This window comes from Parabacteroides goldsteinii DSM 19448 = WAL 12034 (assembly GCF_000969835.1).
Lineage (GTDB): Bacteria > Bacteroidota > Bacteroidia > Bacteroidales > Tannerellaceae > Parabacteroides > Parabacteroides goldsteinii.
This window is the reverse complement of record NZ_KQ033912.1, coordinates 1,922,793-1,938,588: the sequence shown is the minus strand read 5'-3', so window position 1 is coordinate 1,938,588 and position 15,796 is coordinate 1,922,793. Positions and strand designations below refer to the sequence as shown.

Here is a 15,796-nt window from a genome sequence, read left to right as displayed (position 1 = left end):
TTATTCCTGTTAGTGATTATGGCTGAGGAAACTTTGAAAGATAAAACGGCTAAAGGCCTTTTTTGGGGAGGGATTAGTAATGGAATTCAACAACTCTTAAATGTTTTATTTGGTCTTATTTTAGCACGTATTTTAGATGCTAATGATTATGGGATGGTAGGAATGCTTGCTATTTTTACAGCGATAGCTTCTACTATTCAAGAGAGTGGTTTTACTTCAGCATTGACAAACCAAAAAGAAATTCGTCATGAAGACTATAATGCTGTTTTCTGGTTTAGTGTGTTGACAGGTATATCTTTTTATATTATTCTTTTTTTTTGTGCTCCATTAATTGCAAATTTTTATGATAAACCGGAATTAGTTAATCTTTCTCGTGTCGTTTTTCTTGGCTTTTTAGTTGGAGGATTTGGTATAGCTTCTAATGCTTATCTTTTTAAAACTTTAATGACAAAGGAAAGGGCAAAGATTGATGTTGCTTCTTCATTGGTTTCAGGTATAGTTGGTATTATACTTGCAATTAATGGATATGCATATACAGGTTTGGCTATTCAAGCAACAGTCTATGTGGGAATAGGATCTTTTTTGAAACTATATTATGCACCTTGGCATCCGACATTTCAAATTGATTTTCTACCGTTGAGAAAAATGTTTAATTTTAGTTCCAAATTGATTTTAACTAATATCTTTACTCAGATCAATAATAATATATTTTCGGTTATTATTGGCAAATTCTATAATCCTACGCAACTGGGGTATTATTCACAAGGCTTGAAATGGAAAAATATGGGAGATTTGTTAATTGGTGGGGTGATAAATAATATTGCTCAACCTGTTTTGGTACAAGTCTCAGGTGAAATTGAGAGGCAACGAAAAGTCTTTAGAAAATTAGTCCGATTTGGAGCATTTATTTCTTTTCCTACAATGCTAGGATTAGCATTTATTGCTAAAGACTTTATTTCTATTTTACTTGGTGAGAAATGGTTGCCAAGTGTTCCATTTCTTCAAGTCTTTTGTTTATGGGGAGCAGTCGCTTTCTTATGGTTGTTGTATACTAATTTGTTACTGAGCCACAATAAATCGAATGTCTATCTATATGGGGTTGTTTCTATTGGGTTAGTGCAGTTGGTTTTGATAATATTCTTATTACCTTTAGGCATATATCAGATGGTATTTGGATATATCATTTCTTACTATATCGCTTTGTTATATTGGCATTATAATTGTAATAAAATACTGAAAATTAGTCTTTTTGTTTTGATAAAAGATATGTTTCCTTATTTGTTATTTTCGATTTTGTCAATAATGATTGCTTATTTTATTACGAATTTATTTTTTAATATATATATAGTGCTAATTCTAAAAATATTAATAACAGCTTCTGTTTATGTGTTTTTACTTTGGTATTTTGATTCTGTGATTTTTAAAGAGCTGTTTTCTTTTGTTTTAAGAAGGATTAACCATAAAGTAATTTAATGTTTATGGTTATGTTGTCGTAAGTTTGTTAAGTGACTCAGTTATGAAAATATTATTTATTTCTTTGGGGGATGGTCCTGATTATCAAAGTGATGTTGTTTTTTATGGATTAAACGAAATACCAGAATTAGATATCTATACAACTTCTGATATGTGGTATATGTATGAAGGCAATGATCCTCAAAGAGTGTTGAGTTTATATGGTAAAGGTTTTTCTTTATATAATAGAATAAAAAGGAAACCAAAAGTGGAATCATCAGATTGTATAATTGAAAAAATAAAATCTAAATTTTATGATCTCATAATTTATGGTTCTATAAGAAGGTGTGATTTTTATTTAGAAATTGTTGAGAGAGTTTATAGGAAAAATGAGATTGTTTTTATAGATGGTGAAGATTCTGATTTTAGTTCCTGTTTAGAAATAAAAAAATGCTATTTGTATTTGAATCGCTTAATGAAAAATAGGAGCGAATATAATAGATCTTTAGATTTGTCAAAGAAGGGCTTGTATTTTAAAAGAGAATTAAGAGATTGTGATCGTAAACATTTCTTACCAATATCCTTTGCTATACCTAGCGATAATTTAATAAATAATATTGAAATTCCAGAAAGAGATTTAGCATTTATTATTCCTGGAAAGATAGATACGTATATATATAACAACGAAGAAGATTATTATAGAGGGTACGCAAAATCGAAGTATGCTATTACTATGAGAAAAGGAGGTTGGGATTGCCTGAGACATTATGAAATTCTTGCTAATGGATGTATTCCATATTTTATTAATATAGAACGATGTCCGATTTATACGATGACAACATTTCCAAAAAGTGTAATTATAGAAACAAATAGACTTATACAAAACGGTTTGATGAATGATCGTTTATTTAACTATTATAGATATTTTTTGTTAGAATATACAAGGACATTTTTAACGACAGATAAAATAGCAAAATATATCTTGTCATTTGTTTAATGCTATCTACTTGTATATGTGTTACTTTGGTATTGACATTTGTTTTAAATATTGTAGTTGGTAAAATAAATATTACAATGTTTGTTTCTTGATTTAAATAAATAATAGAAGCCATGTCTGTGTTTTTTGTGAATATGTATAGAGATTTATTCTCTAAGAATATACGAGATCGTATTTATAAACTTTTTTTAGGTGATGTTCTTTTCTTTTTTCGTAATTTTAAAGAGTGTTTATGGTATAAATTGTATTTTATATATTGTTTTTTTAGAAAACCTCGAAATGATCAGGAACGATCTTTTCAGGTATTAGGTAAAATAGGAGTGTCTCCTTATCCTTATTTGTGGAGGAAGGAATATGAAGTAGTTGATTATCCTACTTTCATAGATAGTGATAATGGGTTACCTTATGTACTACATAAGCATAAACGTTTGTATTTTAAAAGAGATATGCATGATATCGTATCTAACGTATATAGGTCTTTACTTATAGAGCAAGATGAACGCTCTGCACATTGTTATGTGCATTCTAGTGAGGAACTTAAGAATAAATATTTGTTGGATGTTGGTTCTGCAGAAGCTTATTTTACGTTAGAAATGATAGATCATGTTAAACATGCTTATTTATTTGAATGTGATGAAGATTGGATAGAGGCATTAAGCGCAACATTTAAACCGTGGTCTGAAAAAGTGACTATAGTTAGACGTTATGTTAGTGATACTGATGATGAAAATAGCATAACTTTAGATAGTTTTTTTAAGGATAAAAGTGCAGATAATCTTTTTATAAAAATGGATATCGAAGGATATGAACGAAAGGCCTTACAAGGATGTAAAGAACTTCTGAGTAGTTTTAGAAATATATCAGGTGCTATTTGTATATATCATCGTCATGATGATGCAAAAGTTATAAAGGAGTATCTATGTAATAACGCATGTAATACCTCAATACAGCCTGGGTATTTGTATTTTGAGAAAGAAATGAGGCATGCGGTATTACATTTTAGTCAAAATAAATAGTTTTGTTTTAGCAATGGATTTGATCTCAATAATTACAATTAATTATAATTGTTATCCTGAAACAATAGAGTTTTTAGATTCTATAAAGAATAATCTTACATGCAATGGCTATAGATATGAGATGATAGTTGTAGATAATGCTTCAACTGCAGATGAAGCGGCATTATTGAAAGATAGATTTCCTTGGGTTAAAGTTATTTCTAGTTTTCAAAATAGAGGGTTCTCCGGTGGAAATAATTTAGGAATAGAAAACTCTTTAGGCAATTACTATTTGTTTATTAATAATGATGTTATTATAGAGCATGATATAATAATTCCGTTGTTAAGTAGATTCCGTCAAAGTGCAGATATTGGAGTTGTAACTCCTAAAATATTGGATTTTGATACTCATAAAATTATTTATGCTGGCTCAAAGCCTTTGGGGAAGTATTTGATTAGAATTCATTATTATGATGATAATGTATCGGCATATAAATCATTTCGAATACCATATGCACCAGGAACTGCAATGCTGGTGAAAAAAGATGTTGTAGATAGAGTCGGACCCTGGCCTGAAATATATTTCCTTTATGAGGAGGAATTAGATTGGTGTTTGAATATAGGTCGACATGGGTATGAAATTTGGTATGAGTCTGATGCATCTATATATCATAAAGGATCTATAACAACAGGGAAGAACAGTCCTTTAGTACAATATTATACTACTCGAAATCGATTGTTGATTTTTAATCGTAATTTGAAAGGTTGGTATAAATATTGCTCAATAATTTTTACATTAGGTGTTTCAATCCCTCAAAGATGTTTGAAATATTTTGTAAATCAGAGGTATAGTTTGATTAGAGCAACATTATTGGGGGGTGTCGATTTTCTTCGTGGCATTTTTTATCAAAGATTAAAACCCTTTTAGTCTTTATGAATAATAAGATTAAATACTATATTATTAAGTGTAGAAAGCTTGTAATGCGTTTACTATGCTTTAGACAATTGTTATTTTCGAGAAAAGTCTTGAATTTGTTAGAGGCAGAAAAAGAGACACCTGAAAATATAAAAGCATTTGTGAATTATCGTTTAAATTTAATTCTTGATTCAGCAGGAAGTAATGCTTTATTTTATAGAAGGAATAAAGGAAATGGATTAATGGACTTTCCTGTTGTTGATAAAAAGATTATTAGAGAGAATATGGATGATTTTATCAATCTTAAATGTCCCTTTTATAATCGTTTTAAATTTAATACAGGTGGAAGTACTGGCGAACCATTTGTTTTTTATGCCAATAGATTGTCTGGTTATATAGATGCTATTCATCAACGTTTTTTGCATAAAAAAATAGGATATATACGGGGAGATAAAATTTTTTCAATTGACGGAACAATCATTCCTGATAATTTGCAAAAAAAACATATCTATTGGGTTAAAAGTGATTCTTCTGATGCTGTATTTGGTTCATATGCTTATTCTGCATTATCAATATCACCAGAAAGTATTCCTTATATTCTGGAATCATTTGAACGTGAAAAGCCTGCGATTTTAAGAGGTTACCCTAGTGCACTTTGTGAAATAGCTGAGTTTATGTTGAAGTCAGACTATCAAGTAGGTTTTAAATTGAAGGGAATAGTCTTAACTGCGGAGAATGTAATGGAAAAACATATACATTTACTTAATGAGGCTTTCCATGCTCCTGTGTATGGTCAATATGGGCATTCTGAAAAGTGTATATTTGCTTATACAGAAGCAAATTCTTTGTCATATATATGTTCTTCTTATTATGGTTTTGTAGAAATATTAAATGAAAGAAATGATCATGTTAAAATAGGAGAAGTTGGTAGAATTATTGTATCGAGTTATTATAATGATGCAATGTATTTTTTAAGATATGATACCGGTGATTTGGCTGAATATGGTGGAGTTGATAAAAATGGGAATGTTATTTTGACTACTATAATCGGACGAAAACAAGATTTCATATATGATATAAAGAAAAGGCGTATTAATATAACAGCACTAATATTCGGGCAACATTTTCATGCGTTTGAAAATATTGTGAGATGGCAGATCATTCAATTAGAATTTGGAAAAGTAGAAATAAAAATAATAAAGAGTGATTGTTATACCGAAAGGGATGAGTTAGAGATAAAAAAGCAATTTTTTTTAATGGGATTTGAAATTGTTTTTTTTTATGTGAATGATATTCCGTTAACTCCACGTGGAAAATATAGGTTGGTTAAACAAATGCTTGATATTTAATATGAGTAAAGAAAAAAAAATATTGCGTTTGTTTTTTGTAGGAGATTTTTATTCGAAAAATGTTGAGAGGATAAATTTTTCATCAGACTTAGAAAGGATAATTGATACAAGTAATATTGTTTTTTGTAATTTTGAGGCTCCTATTAAAACTGATAATATAGCTGCACAAAAAGTTGGTCCATCTTTATTTCAATCTGTAAATGCTCCTGAGTTTCTTGAGAAAAAAGGATTTAATGTTATTGGTTTAGCAAATAATCATATTGCTGATTTTGGGCAAAAAGGAATTCTTAAAACGATGGAATCTTTTCAACATTCGTTGCTGCTTGGGGTAGGGACTTTTGATCAGGCCTATTCTTTGAAAAAAGTGGAAATAGAAGGAACAACAATTGGTTTTTTAGCTTTTTCTCATTATGAATTTGGAATTCTTGATAATAGGGTAGATAATAAGACTTTGGGATCGGCATGGATTAATCATCCATGTATAGATGATCTTATACGGGAAAGTGTAAAAAAAGTTGATATACTAATACTGATAGCACATGCTGGAGTTGAAGATATTGATTTGCCTTTACCGGAATGGAGAGAACGGTATAAAACTTTTATTCATTTAGGTGTTGATGCCGTAATTGGTATGCATCCACATGTACCACAGGGATGGGAATTGATAGATGGGAAACCTATATTTTATAGTTTAGGCAATTTTTATTTTGATATGCATTCGGATAATCCTCAATTTTATAATGGATTAGGAGTTCTTCTTGATTATAAAAATAATAATATTGTTGATATTAATGTTTTAAATTTATTAAATGATAATGGGTTGGTTAAAATAGACGAACGCCCTGAGGTTAATGAATATATAGAAGGACTGTCAAAATGCCTAAGTCATGAATTATATATGAATTCTCTTAATGATTTAATTCTTGATTTATGGAATAATGTGTATGAAAAATACTTATTTATAGGAACAAATGGGCTAACTATGAAATATGGGATGAAGTTCTTTTTGAAGCGCTTGTATGGAACATTATTTCGTAAGAAAGGAAAGCCTTTATTTTTATTAAATATATTTAGGTGTGAGAGTCATAGATGGTTAATTCAAAGGGCATTAAACTTGATTGCTGAAACGAAATAAAACTTGTGGGATGGGAAGTATAAAATATAATAAATTTGCACCAATAGTTTTGTTTGTTTATAATAGGCCAATACATGTACAGAAATTAATATCCTCTCTTTTATGTAATGAGTATATTCAGTATAGTGATTTGATTGTTTATGCGGATGGCCCAAAAAATTCAAAAGATATTGATCTTGTACAACAAACGCGTACATATATAAAATCTATATCAGGGTTTAAAAGTTTGAGATTAATAGAGCGCTCTATCAATTGTGGACTAGCTAATAATATAATAGATGGAGTGACCTCTGTTATAAATGAGTATGGGAAGGTTATTGTATTAGAAGATGATTTAGTCGTTTCACCGTATTTTCTTAAATATATGAATGATGCACTAAATATGTATGAAAATGAAGAAGAAGTTGTTTGTATTCATGGATATGTCTATCCTGTAAAAAAGTCTTTGCCTGAAACTTTTTTTATAAAAGGTGCTGATTGTTGGGGATGGGCGACATGGAAACGTGGTTGGAATTTGTTTTGTAAAGAAGGTGAAATACTGTTGAAAAATATTGAAAGGCGAAATTTGAAAAAAGAATTTGATTTTGATAATTCTTATCCTTATTATAGAATGTTAAAACATCAAATAGAAGGGAAGAATAATTCATGGGCAGTCCGTTGGTATGCATCAGCTTTTTTACATGATAAGTTAACGTTATATCCTGGTCGATCTTTGGTTAATCAAATAGGAATGGATGGGAGTGGTACACATTGCGATACAAATGAAATGTTTGATGTTACTTTGGCTAATTCACCTATAGTTCTTTCTAATATAAATATTCAAGAATCAAAGCAGGGAAGAAAAGCTTTTATTTATTATTTTAGATATATAATGTTTTACTATAAAGTTAAAGCTCGATTTAAACGCATTTTAAAATTTAGTAGATATGCTTAATTTTTGTACTCTTTTTGATTCTGTTTATCTTTCAAGAGGGTTGGCAATGTATAATTCGTTAAGTCAACATTGTAAAGATTTTCATTTGTATGTATTTGCTTTTAATGATGAGTGCTATTCAATTCTACAATCATTACAATTGAAAAATGTCACGATTATTTCTTTATCTGAATTTGAAGATGAAGAATTGTTAAAAGTAAAACCAATTCGTACAAGAGCTGAATATTGTTGGACTTGTTCTTCTTCAACTATATTGTATGTACTTGATCATTATAAAGTAGATCATTGTTCCTATCTGGACTCAGATTTATATTTTTTCTCTTCTCCTCAGGTTTTGTTGGATGAGATGGGGACTAATTCAGTACTGATAACTCCACATCGTTATACTAAACAATATGATCAAAGTAAAAAGACTGGGATATATTGTGTGCAGTTTGTTACTTTTAAAAATAATGAACAGGGGAGGACTGTGCTAGAATGGTGGCGTAATGCTTGTCTTGAATGGTGCTATGCTCGCTATGAAAATGGGCGTTTTGGAGATCAGAAATATCTAGATGATTGGCCTTATCTTTTTGAAGGAGTTTTTGTTTCTCAAAATTTAGGGGGTGGGGTTGCTCCCTGGAATATGCAACAATATCAGTTTGAGCAGGAGAATGGTATGATAAAAGGTATTGAATTAAATACCAATAAAAAATTTCCGGTCATCTTTTTTCATTTTCACTCTTTTGTGTTTGTTTCTCCTGATTTTTTCTCTCCACGTCCTTATTACAAAAGAAATGACTCATCGATATTATTGCTATTTAAACCATATGTAAAAGAAATAAAACAAATAAGAAGTAAATATCCTGTAATACAAACATCTGAATTATATTTGCATGGGTTGAAATATTACAAATATCTGCTTGAACTATTTGTTCGTCGTGGATTTAAGGAAAAACATTATATTAAGTTATTACATGAAAATTAGAATATGGCTCATATTATAGATTTAAAAACGTTTACAGATAATCGTGGAAATCTGACTGTGGTAGAAAAGGTTTTACCGTTTGATATAAAACGAATATTCTATATATATGGTGTTGATGATTCTGTTAGAGGAGGACATCGCCATCATAAAACAGTACAGGCAGCTATCTGTTTGCAGGGACATTGTACGATCTCTAATAATACAGGTATAGAAAAACAAGAATTTGTATTAGATTCTCCACACAAATGCTTGATTTTGGAACCTATGGATTGGCATATTATGCACCATTTTAGTAAAGATGCTATTCTAATGGTATTGGCTTCTGAGTTTTTTGATTCAAATGATTATATCTATGAGCCTTATGATTGAATATGAGAGTTTAGGACGATTGAACAAATCTTTTGAAGATGAATACGTGCAATGTTTTAAAGATTTATTGGATAGCGGTTGGTATATTCTTGGTAAACAAGTAGCAACTTTTGAAGAAGCATTTGCTCAATATTGTGGAACAAAATATTGTATAGGGGTTGCTTCTGGTTTGGATGCTTTGATGTTAGCTCTACGGTGTTATGATTTTCCAGTAGGAAGCGAAGTACTTGTTCCCTCAAATACTTATATAGCAACAATTCTGTCTATTCTTCAATGTGGTCTTAAACCGGTTTTAGTAGAACCGGATATTCATACTTATAATATTGATCCTTTGCGAATAGAAGAAAAGATCACGAAGAATACCCGTGCTATCATGGTTGTTCATTTATACGGAAAGTCATGTGATATGGGGAGTATCATGGCTATTGCTGATAAATACGAATTACCTGTTATTGAAGATTGTGCTCAGGCTCATGGTGCAATGTTTAAAGGACAGAAGGTTGGAACTTTTGGTATTGGTGCTTTTTCTTTCTACCCAACAAAGAATTTAGGAGCTTTAGGTGACGCTGGTGCGATTACAACAAATGATTCTGCTAGAAATGATTTATTTAGAGCTTTAAGAAATTATGGTTCAAAGGTTAAATACCAGAATGATTATATCGGTTATAATTCACGTTTGGATGAAATTCAGGCAACATTACTGAATGTAAAACTTAAATATCTGGATCAGATTAATTCATATAAAAGAAAACTGGCCGATGTTTATTTAAAGGAGTTGAAAGGGGATTTTATAAAGCCGGTAGTTTCTCCTGATTATTTTGATGTATATCATATTTTTAATATACGACATCCAAGAAGAGATGAATTGAAAGAATATCTTCTTAAAAATGGGATTAAAACAGAGATTCATTACCCTATACCTCCTCATAAACAGAAAGCGATGGAAGGGGTTATTGAGGGAGAATACCCATTGTCGGAAGAAATACATAAGACAACATTGAGTCTTCCCATATCATATGGGCATACATTGGCTGATATTTCTAAAGTTATAGAAGTCTTAAATAAATTTTAATAACAATGAACATACCGATAATCATAGTACATAAAGGAGATACTTTTTATCTGAAACTTGTTTTAGAACAAATTCGTTTATTTAATCCTTTTACTAGAATTTGTTTAATTAGTGATGCCTCTACTGATAAATATGATTTTGTAGAACATTACAATATGGATAATTATTCGGAAGGAGCTGATACCTTTAAGAAGGCTTATGTACATATGTCATCTAATCCCTATGATTATGAGTTGATATGTTTTCAGAGATGGTTTTATATTCGAGATTTTGTAAAAAATCAGGGAATAGAGAACTTTTTTTGTATGGATTCTGATGTATTATTGTATTGTAATATCGAAGAGATTATGCAAAAGTATATTTCTTATGATTTTACTACGTGTAATAAACAGGGACCTGGTTCTGCTTTATTTAATATATCTTCTATTTCAAGTTTTTGTGAATATATGATGTCTATGTATACAAAAGATATTCTTTTAACTAAAATGAAATCTGTGTATCAAGATATGATTGATAATAAACAATTGGGAGGGATATGTGATATGGTTGCATTTGTATGGTTTCAAGATAATACAAAATGTAATGTGATAGATATAGCCATTCCCACAAATGGTACATGTTTTGATGGATGTATTACATGGGGACAGGGGTTCGAAATGGAAAATGGTAAAAAAAAAGTCTATTGGATAGACAATCTTCCATATGGAAGATTAACGAGTGATAACTCGTTAATCTTCCATATGGAAGATTAACGAGTGATAACTCGTTAATCCGTTTTTACTGTCTTCATTTTCAAGGGCGTTCAAAATACTCTATCTTTAAATATATATTAGATAAGAACAAAATTCACCATTCAGGTTTCTGGTATGATTTAAAATGGTTATTATCGAAGGATATTCTGAATGCCCGTTTAAAAGGTATAAAAAAGGCAATCAATAATCCGAAGATGGTGGTTAATTTTGTTAAGGCGAAACTAAAGTAAGCCGTAAATTTTAATGTAAATACAAATAGGAAAGTCTAATTAATGCAACAACCAGTTTTTTCAATCATAACAATCACCTATAATGCTTCCCGTTGGTTAGAGCAGACTATTCTTGGGGTGCTGAGCCAATCGTATCCGAATATTGAATATATCGTTATTGACGGAGGTTCGACGGATGGGACGGTGGATATTATAAAGCAATATGCTTCCGGAATTTCTTATTGGATAAGTGAGCCGGATAAAGGTATTTATGATGCAATGAATAAAGGTCTTCAGAAGGCTACGGGCGACTATGTATGGTTTATTAATGCCGGGGATTCTTTATTTACCTCCGATATCGTACAACGAATTGCCTCTTTAGTTCAGAAGAAGAAAGTTCTGCCTGATATTATTTATGGAGAAACGGTTATTGTTGATGAAGAAGGTAAATCGTTAGGACAACGGAGATTGAAGGCACCAAACAAACTTACATGGAAAAGCTTCCGGATGGGCATGTTAGTTTGTCATCAGTCATTTATAACAAAACGTAGTATTGCTCCGTTATATGATTTAACATACCGCTATTCTGCTGATTTCGACTGGTGTATCAAATGTATGAAACAAGCAGGTAGAATATATAATACGCGAATGACATTATCTAACTTCCTGGATGGCGGGGTTAGCACGACTCAGCGCAAAGCCTCTTTGAAAGAAAGATATGATATTATGTGCCGGTATTATGGAGTAATATCAACATCTTTACTCCATGTTTGGTTTGCTATTCGCTTTTATTTTGCTAAGTGGTTCAAAGGTAGAGTGTAAACGAAAATATATAGAAGATACATATTATGCATAGTATGATGAAAAATGTGGGTAAGCATGTGGCTGCCCTTGTCTTGTTTTTAGGGTTGGTGATGGCTTATTTCTCTCCCGCAGTGTTTGATGGAAAGGTTATCAGACAAGGTGATAATGTGAAAGCTGCCGGCATGGGAGGAAGTCAGGTCGATAAATATGCAAAGACTGCTGAACCGGGTGAGTTTAGTGTATGGTCGGATGCTATGTTTTCGGGGATGCCTTATGGACCGGGATATGGAAGTCCGGCTCCGGAATTGCCCTCTTATGGCATCGTTGACGGATGGTTGAAGACTCCGGGATATACTCATGCTGCCATGGTTTTTACCGGATTGGTCTGTTTCTATCTGTTGATGTGCATCATGGGAGTGAACTGGTGGCTGGCGATAGCGGGAGCGATTGCTTTTGCTTTTGCTTCTTATAATATAATCATTATTGAAGCGGGACATATTGTAAAGGCTTATGTGATAGGGTATATGCCTGTAACGTTGGCGGGTATGTTCTTGCTGTTTAAACGAAAATGGTTTTGGGGAGCAGTCCTGTTCCTTTTAGGAGTGGCTTTCTCTTTGTTGAACGGGCATGTTCAGATAACTTATTATCTGGTTTTGTTATGTTTCTTCATTTATTTGGGATATTCTATTAAGATGCTTAAGGAAAAGCAGACTGCCGACTGGCTTAAAACATCTTTGATTATGTTGGCATGTGTAGTTTTAGCAGTCCTTCCCAATGCAAAACATATGTATTCCAACTGGGATTTGGGACAACATTCTATCCGTGGAGCCTCTGAACTGACGCCTAAACCAGACGAAACGGGAAAAGTGGAGAAAGCCTCTTCCGGTTTGGATAAAGATTATGCTTTCCAATGGAGTTATGGCTGGAAGGAGTTATTGACTGTCATGATTCCGGATGTATATGGAGGTAGTTCGGGAGGTACATTAGGCAGTTCTTCCGAGTTGTATAAGGAATTGAAGAAAAACGGTGCCCAAGTAGGAAAAGAGGTTCAGACTTATACTTATTGGGGGGATAAACCATTTACATCAGGACCTGTTTATTTTGGAGCATTGGTATGTTTCTTGTTCGTATTGGGAATGTTCGTGGTGCGTAACCCGATGAAATGGTGGTTGTTTGGCGGGGCTGTTTTCCTTACATTCCTGGCTTTAGGACGTAATTTTGATGCATTCAATGATATAATGTTCCATTATCTGCCTTTGTATAATAAGTTCAGAACAGTAGAAATGGCTCTGGTGATTCCAGGATTGGTATTTCCTCTTGTTGCTATTTGGGGATTACGGGAAATATTCAGGGGAAATGTGGATGATAAAACGATGAAAAAAGGCTTTTTATGGTCTTTAGGCATAACTGGTGGTATTTGTCTGGTTGTTTTCCTGATACCTTCATTATTGTTGAATTTCCATTCTGCTTATGATGCACAGTTCCAGAACCAGGTTCCGGAATGGTATTACACTGCTTTGTTGATGGACCGTGCTTCGCTGGCTTCGTCGGATGCATTGCGTTCTTTGATTTTTATTTTGTTGGGAGCCGGTTTATTGCTTTGGTACTGGAAGGCGAAAAATAAGACGACTGCCTCTATGATTGTGAGTGCAGGTATGGCCGTATTGATATTGGTTGATTTATGGTCGGTCGATCGTCGTTATCTGGACGATAGTAATTATGTAAAGGAAAAAGCGGAAGAATCCTATAAGGAAAGTGTTGCCGATAAAGAGATATTTAAGGATACGGATGAATCTTTCCGCGTGTTTGGACTGAATAATCCGTGGCAGGATACAAACGTTTCTTATTTCCATCATTCGATTGGAGGATATCATGCCGTTAAATTACGCCGTTATCAGGAATTGATTGATTATCGTCTGGATGGTGAATACCGTAATATTATCGGTGCTTTGCAAAAGGCACAGAGCATACAGGATATAATGCCTGTCCTGGCGGCCTCTCCTTCTTTGAACATGTTGAATACACGGTATATTATTTATAATCCGGACCAGGCACCGATTCGAAATCCGTATGCTTATGGAAATGCATGGTTTGTTGATAAGGTGGATATTGTAGAAAATGCGGATGCTGAGATTGAAGCCTTGAATACGATTGACCCGTTGAAGACAGCGGTGGTGGATAAGCGCTTTGCGAAAGATCTGGAAGGCTTTACTCCGCAGGTAGATTCCACGGCAACGATTGTGTTGGAAAAGTATCGCCCTAATCGGTTGACATATAAAACGAAAGCATCTTCGGAACAACTGGCAGTTTTCTCCGAAATCTATTATCCGGGCTGGAAAGTTACAATAGACGGAAAAGAAGCGACTCATTTCCGTGCCGACTGGATTTTACGTGGAATGCTGGTACCCGCGGGAGAACATACAATCGTTTTTGATTTCCATCCGGATACTTATGTGCTTGCCGCTAACGTGTCAGCTTATAGCTCTTTTCTAATCTTGTTATTGCTGATTGCTGCGATTGGATGGTCTGGCTGGAAATATTGGCAGAAGAGTCGTGAATGAAAGACAATTATAGTTCCATAGTGGAATTTCTGGAGAATAAAGGATTGCTGACGGAATCTTTTGATCTGGAGTTTAAAAGTGCGAAAGGTGGATTTCCTAAGAGCTTTTGGGAAACTTATTCTTCTTTTGCAAATACCGAAGGCGGTATCATCATCCTAGGTATTTCAGAGAAGGATGAGCAATGTTTCTATGATGGTCTGCCACAGATGGTGATGCGTAAGTTTCAAGATGATTTTTGGAATCAGGTTAATAATAGGGAAAAGGTTAGCTTTAATCTATTGTTGGAAAATGATGTACAGATGCTTGAGATACAAGAAGGACAATTTATTTTAACCTTCCGTATTTCTTGTGCTGATTATAGGAATCGTCCTGTTTATATCGGTTCAGATCCGATGAAAGGTACTTATAAGCGTTGTCATACGGGAGATTATAAATGTACTCCGGACGAAGTAAAAAGAATGCTTGCCGATAGCTTGCCAGACAAACCGGACTCCAGAATTTTGGAGAACTATACATTGGAAGATCTTGATGAAGTATCTGTCGCTCAATATCGGCAGTTGCTGGGTAGTGTAAGACCGGGTCATCCTTTTTTAAAATGGGATGATAAAGGGTTATTACTGAAATTAGGCGGTTGGAAAAAGGATAGGTATACAGGAAAAGAAGGCTTGACAGTTGCTGGTTTATTGATGTTTGGTAAAACAGAAAGTATAGTAGAGGCTTTTCCTTATTATCATGTAGATTATCAAGAGATACCGGAAAGCGGAGAACGTTGGATAGACAGAGTTGATCCGGATGGGACCTGGGAGGCTAATCTATTTCAATTCAAACAATGTTTCTGCTTTTAGGGTATGGAGAAAAGGCAGGTTCCGGAAGCACTCGGATTATGAATGCCTGGGAAGGAGCACATTGGAGAAAGCCTCTGATAAATGTGTTGCCCCGTCCGGATAGAGTTGAGTTGTGCCTGAGTATGGAGCAGTTATTGCCTCAAAAAAGTATAAACAAACTTATCTCTGTTTTTGGGGAAGAAATTACCCATTTATATGGTGACGGATTAATTGCACTCACGACTGCCGAAATGGAAGGATGTGTGTCTAATGTCAGATTACAGCAACTGATAAATAAACATTCAACGGAAATATCTCAGTTATTGAAAGATTTATGCAATGAGGGATACTTGGTCGCAGAGAATAAAGGACGATGGACTGTCTACCATTTGAATTTACGCGAAGAGAAAAAACTGTTCAAAAGAATCTTTTTGAAGAAATGATGACACCTCCGGTGAGA

General features: G+C 33.2%; 15 protein-coding genes. All 15 read left to right on the top strand.

The annotated features are described in order from the left end of the window. Positions 1 to 18: 18 nt before the first annotated feature. The 15 genes from HMPREF1535_RS07235 to HMPREF1535_RS07165 all read left to right on the top strand — a co-directional run bounded on the left by HMPREF1535_RS07235 (position 19) and on the right by HMPREF1535_RS07165 (position 15,779). Entirely contained in the window at positions 19 to 1,473 is a 1,455-nt protein-coding gene (locus tag HMPREF1535_RS07235) for a lipopolysaccharide biosynthesis protein (protein ID WP_046145717.1), read from the top strand. A gap of 43 nt (positions 1,474 to 1,516) precedes the next feature. Continuing rightward, positions 1,517 to 2,449 (top strand): hypothetical protein, encoded by a 933-nt coding sequence (locus HMPREF1535_RS07230; RefSeq protein ID WP_148499104.1) that lies wholly within the window; start codon positions 1,517 to 1,519, stop codon positions 2,447 to 2,449. Between the two features lie 113 nt (positions 2,450 to 2,562). Next, entirely contained in the window at positions 2,563 to 3,465 is a 903-nt protein-coding gene (locus tag HMPREF1535_RS07225) for an FkbM family methyltransferase (protein WP_052716669.1), read from the top strand. After that, positions 3,434 to 4,372, top strand: coding sequence for a glycosyltransferase family 2 protein (locus HMPREF1535_RS07220; protein WP_052716668.1), 939 nt, complete (start codon positions 3,434 to 3,436; stop codon positions 4,370 to 4,372). The genes HMPREF1535_RS07225 and HMPREF1535_RS07220 overlap by 32 nt, the downstream gene beginning before the upstream one ends. A gap of 5 nt (positions 4,373 to 4,377) precedes the next feature. Then, a complete protein-coding gene (locus HMPREF1535_RS07215) occupies positions 4,378 to 5,709 on the top strand; it encodes a phenylacetate--CoA ligase family protein (protein WP_048313995.1) in 1,332 nt (443 codons plus the stop codon). A gap of 1 nt (position 5,710) precedes the next feature. Further along, entirely contained in the window at positions 5,711 to 6,844 is a 1,134-nt protein-coding gene (locus tag HMPREF1535_RS07210) for a CapA family protein (RefSeq protein ID WP_046145714.1), read from the top strand. A 10-nt stretch (positions 6,845 to 6,854) separates the two neighbouring features. Then, on the top strand, positions 6,855 to 7,778 hold the full coding sequence (locus HMPREF1535_RS07205; RefSeq protein ID WP_046145713.1) for a glycosyltransferase family protein: 924 nt from the start codon (positions 6,855 to 6,857) through the stop codon (positions 7,776 to 7,778). After that, positions 7,771 to 8,745 (top strand): hypothetical protein, encoded by a 975-nt coding sequence (locus HMPREF1535_RS07200; RefSeq protein ID WP_046145712.1) that lies wholly within the window; start codon positions 7,771 to 7,773, stop codon positions 8,743 to 8,745. The genes HMPREF1535_RS07205 and HMPREF1535_RS07200 overlap by 8 nt, the downstream gene beginning before the upstream one ends. Positions 8,746 to 8,748: 3 nt before the next feature. Then, complete coding sequence (locus HMPREF1535_RS07195) at positions 8,749 to 9,114, top strand: sugar 3,4-ketoisomerase (protein ID WP_046145711.1); 366 nt, start codon at positions 8,749 to 8,751, stop codon at positions 9,112 to 9,114. Beyond that, the gene (locus HMPREF1535_RS07190) at positions 9,098 to 10,186 is read left to right on the top strand and encodes a DegT/DnrJ/EryC1/StrS family aminotransferase (RefSeq protein WP_229102458.1); all 1,089 of its coding nucleotides are present in this window, start codon (positions 9,098 to 9,100) and stop codon (positions 10,184 to 10,186) included. The genes HMPREF1535_RS07195 and HMPREF1535_RS07190 overlap by 17 nt, the downstream gene beginning before the upstream one ends. A gap of 5 nt (positions 10,187 to 10,191) precedes the next feature. Continuing rightward, positions 10,192 to 10,938: a hypothetical protein gene (locus HMPREF1535_RS07185; protein WP_244275579.1), complete on the top strand. Its 747-nt coding sequence runs from the start codon at positions 10,192 to 10,194 to the stop codon at positions 10,936 to 10,938. A 272-nt stretch (positions 10,939 to 11,210) separates the two neighbouring features. Continuing rightward, entirely contained in the window at positions 11,211 to 11,969 is a 759-nt protein-coding gene (locus HMPREF1535_RS07180; protein ID WP_046145710.1) for a glycosyltransferase family 2 protein, read from the top strand. Between the two features lie 26 nt (positions 11,970 to 11,995). Then, complete coding sequence (locus tag HMPREF1535_RS07175) at positions 11,996 to 14,512, top strand: YfhO family protein (protein WP_046145709.1); 2,517 nt, start codon at positions 11,996 to 11,998, stop codon at positions 14,510 to 14,512. Continuing rightward, positions 14,509 to 15,357 (top strand): AlbA family DNA-binding domain-containing protein, encoded by an 849-nt coding sequence (locus HMPREF1535_RS07170; RefSeq protein ID WP_046145708.1) that lies wholly within the window; start codon positions 14,509 to 14,511, stop codon positions 15,355 to 15,357. The genes HMPREF1535_RS07175 and HMPREF1535_RS07170 overlap by 4 nt, the downstream gene beginning before the upstream one ends. Further along, complete coding sequence (locus HMPREF1535_RS07165) at positions 15,342 to 15,779, top strand: hypothetical protein (RefSeq protein WP_148499103.1); 438 nt, start codon at positions 15,342 to 15,344, stop codon at positions 15,777 to 15,779. Before HMPREF1535_RS07170 ends, HMPREF1535_RS07165 begins: the two co-directional genes overlap by 16 nt. Positions 15,780 to 15,796 lie beyond the last annotated feature (17 nt).

Bases quoted from the DNA above. Each gene is read 5' to 3' on its own strand.
- HMPREF1535_RS07235 (WP_046145717.1), top strand. From the start codon at position 19: ATGGCTGAGGAAACTTTGAAAGATAAAACGGCTAAAGGCCTTTTTTGG.
- HMPREF1535_RS07230 (WP_148499104.1), top strand. From the start codon at position 1,517: ATGAAAATATTATTTATTTCTTTGGGGGATGGTCCTGATTATCAAAGT.
- HMPREF1535_RS07225 (WP_052716669.1), top strand. From the start codon at position 2,563: ATGTCTGTGTTTTTTGTGAATATGTATAGAGATTTATTCTCTAAGAAT.
- HMPREF1535_RS07220 (WP_052716668.1), top strand. From the start codon at position 3,434: ATGCGGTATTACATTTTAGTCAAAATAAATAGTTTTGTTTTAGCAATG.
- HMPREF1535_RS07215 (WP_048313995.1), top strand. From the start codon at position 4,378: ATGAATAATAAGATTAAATACTATATTATTAAGTGTAGAAAGCTTGTA.
- HMPREF1535_RS07210 (WP_046145714.1), top strand. From the start codon at position 5,711: ATGAGTAAAGAAAAAAAAATATTGCGTTTGTTTTTTGTAGGAGATTTT.
- HMPREF1535_RS07205 (WP_046145713.1), top strand. From the start codon at position 6,855: ATGGGAAGTATAAAATATAATAAATTTGCACCAATAGTTTTGTTTGTT.
- HMPREF1535_RS07200 (WP_046145712.1), top strand. From the start codon at position 7,771: ATGCTTAATTTTTGTACTCTTTTTGATTCTGTTTATCTTTCAAGAGGG.
- HMPREF1535_RS07195 (WP_046145711.1), top strand. From the start codon at position 8,749: ATGGCTCATATTATAGATTTAAAAACGTTTACAGATAATCGTGGAAAT.
- HMPREF1535_RS07190 (WP_229102458.1), top strand. From the start codon at position 9,098: ATGAGCCTTATGATTGAATATGAGAGTTTAGGACGATTGAACAAATCT.
- HMPREF1535_RS07185 (WP_244275579.1), top strand. From the start codon at position 10,192: ATGAACATACCGATAATCATAGTACATAAAGGAGATACTTTTTATCTG.
- HMPREF1535_RS07180 (WP_046145710.1), top strand. From the start codon at position 11,211: ATGCAACAACCAGTTTTTTCAATCATAACAATCACCTATAATGCTTCC.
- HMPREF1535_RS07175 (WP_046145709.1), top strand. From the start codon at position 11,996: ATGCATAGTATGATGAAAAATGTGGGTAAGCATGTGGCTGCCCTTGTC.
- HMPREF1535_RS07170 (WP_046145708.1), top strand. From the start codon at position 14,509: ATGAAAGACAATTATAGTTCCATAGTGGAATTTCTGGAGAATAAAGGA.
- HMPREF1535_RS07165 (WP_148499103.1), top strand. From the start codon at position 15,342: ATGTTTCTGCTTTTAGGGTATGGAGAAAAGGCAGGTTCCGGAAGCACT.